Source organism: Novosphingobium sp. MBES04 (assembly GCF_000813185.1).
Classification (GTDB): Bacteria; Pseudomonadota; Alphaproteobacteria; order Sphingomonadales; family Sphingomonadaceae; genus Novosphingobium; species Novosphingobium decolorationis.
The window spans coordinates 1-2,601 of the sequence record NZ_DF850497.1; the positions used below are offsets into that span (position 1 = coordinate 1).

2 protein-coding genes are annotated in these 2,601 nt (G+C 65.8%); both read right to left on the reverse strand.

The window, feature by feature from the left end; all coding sequences use genetic code 11:
- Positions 1-572: hydantoinase B/oxoprolinase family protein (locus tag MBENS4_RS23605; protein ID WP_039396839.1), on the reverse strand; the 572-nt coding region annotated here is incomplete at its 3' end.
- A gap of 16 nt (positions 573-588) precedes the next feature.
- The coding region (locus MBENS4_RS23610; RefSeq protein WP_084592361.1) for a hydantoinase/oxoprolinase family protein at positions 589-2,601 on the reverse strand (2,013 nt) is incomplete at its 5' end.

The following is a 2,601-nucleotide window of genomic DNA, read 5'->3' on the forward strand; positions in this document are numbered from 1 at the left end:
AGGTCCGCCTTGCACCAGTCGGGCATGCGCGACTGGTGCATGACCAGCTTGATGAGGTCCTCGTTGTACTCACCCTTCTTCCAGATCTTGACGGGCGGGATGCGCACGCCTTCCTGGAAGATCTCGGTGGCGTGGATCGGCATGGAGCCCGGCACCATGCCGCCGATGTCGCTCTGGTGGCCGAACATCGAGGTGTAGGCGATGAGGCGGCCGTCCTTGAAGACGGGGAGCAGGACGAGCCAGTCGTTGCAGTGGCTGATCGCGCCGCCGACCGAGTAGGGGTCGGACAGGAAGATCATGTCGCCGTCTTCCACGGTGCCTTCATAGCCTTCGAGGAAGGGGCCGATGTAGGAGCCGAACTGGCCCACGATCATGCGTCCCTTGTGGTCGGCGATGAGCGGGAAGGCGTCACCCTGTTCGCGGATGCCCGGCGACATGGCGGTGCGCACGAGGGTCGCGTCCATCTCGATGCGGGCGTTGCGAAGGGCGTTCTCGATGACTTCAAGGGTGACCGGATCGATCTCGATCTTCTCGAAGGGGGTTTCGTTGGCCTGAATGATCTGTGCGGGCATTAGAGAGTTCCTTCGCTCACTTCAGGTTGATGAGGATGTTGCCAAAGGCATCGACGGTGCCGGTGCAGTCGGCTTCGATGAGCGTGGTGGAGTCCATCTCGGTGACGATGGCCGGACCCTGGATCACGTCGTTCGCCTTGAGCTTGGAACGGTCGTAGATCACGGCGGGCACCATCTTGCCATCGGCCCACAGCTGGTGGTCGCGCACCTTGGCCTCGATGGGATCGCCGTTGCCTTCGGGAAGGCGCTGGGCTTCGAGGTCGAGGACGGGTCCGAGCGCCACGGCGCGCAGGTTCACCAGCTCGTGCTCGCTATCCATCTTGAAGGTGAAGAGGCGCTCGTGCTCATCATCGAAGCGCGCGATGATCGCGGCAAGGCCGCCCGACTTGAAGGTCTCGGGATCGATCGAAAGCGGCACTTCGAAGGCCTGGCCCTCGTAGCGCACGTCGAGTTCGAACTCGACGGTGACGTCGCTGGCGTCGATGCCCTCGCTGGTGAGTTCCTTGGTGGTCTGCGCGGCCATCTCTTCGAGCTGGGCGAGAACGTCGGCTTCCTCGGTGCTGGAGAACGACTTGGAGTACGAACGCGCGGTCTCGGTGCGCATGCGGGTGGTCGCATCGCCCAGCGCGCACAGGACGCCCGGGGACACCGGCGAGACGGCGGGCCAGGAGCCCATCAGCTTGGCGACGGCGTTGACGTGGAGCGGACCCGCCCCGCCAAAGCCCATGACCGCGAAGTGACGCGGGTCATAGCCCTGCTGGACCGAGATCATGCGCAGCGCGCCGAACATGTTCTCGTTGACGATGTCGATGATGCCGCGCGCGGCTTCCATGACATCGATGCCGAGCTTGTCGGCGACGGTCTGGACAGCCGCCTTGGCGCCTTCCCGGTCAAGCTTGAAGGTCCCGCCCAGAAGGTTCTCGGGGAGGTAGCCCAGGACGACGTTGGCGTCGGTCACGGTCGGCAGCGTGCCGCCCTTGTTGTAGGCCACCGGGCCCGGGACGGCGCCGGCCGATTCCGGCCCCACGCGCAGCGCGCCGGTGAGCTCGGGGACATAGGCGATCGAGCCGCCGCCCGCGCCCACGGTCTTCACATCCAGAGCCGAAGCGCGCACCGAGAGGTGGCCCACTTCGGTGGTGCGCACGCGGCGTGCCTCGAGGTTCTCGATGAGCGCGACGTCGGTCGAGGTGCCGCCTACGTCCAGCGTCAGGATGTTCTTGATCCCTGCGTTCTTGCCGACCCACAGCGCGCCGGTGACGCCGCCTGCCGGACCCGACATGAGGAGGGCCACGGGGTGCTCTTCGGACTTCTCCGAGGACATGAGACCACCGTCCGAGCGCAGCAGCGAGAGCGAGCCCGCCATGCCGCCCGCACGCAGGTTCGAGCGCAGGTTGCGCACGTAGTTGCCCACCACGGGCCGCACCGCGGCGTTGGCGACGGTGGTCAGCGTGCGCTCGTATTCCTGCATCTCGGGCAGGACTTCGTGGGAGAGCGAGACCGGAAGCTCGGGGCAGATCTCGGCGGCGAGTTCGCCGATGCGGCTCTCGTGCGCGCCGTTCAAGTAGCCGTTCATGAGCGAAACGGTGAGCGCCTGGACGCCCGAAGCCTTGAGCCTGGTCAGCACCTCGCGGATCTGCGCTTCGTCGATCGCGCGCACTTCCTCGCCCTGCGCGTTCATGCGCCCGGCAACCTCGAAAGTGTCTTCCAGAGCGGCGAGCGGCACGGGCTTGGGCCACACGATCCAACCCGCCAGACCGCCCGGCACGAACGAGCGCGCGATCTGCATGACCTGGCGGTAGCCTTCGGACGTGATAAGCCCCACGCGCGCGCCCTTGCCCTCGAGCACGGCGTTGGTCGCGACGGTCGTGCCGTGCAGGAAGAACTCGATATCCGCCGGCGTGATCCCCGCCTTCTCGCAGATCGCGCCCAGACCGTTCAGAATACCTTCCGAACTGTCATGCGGCGTCGACGGCGTCTTGTGACGGAAAAACGAGCCGTCTTCCTGGTTGAACAAAAGTAGGTCGGTGAA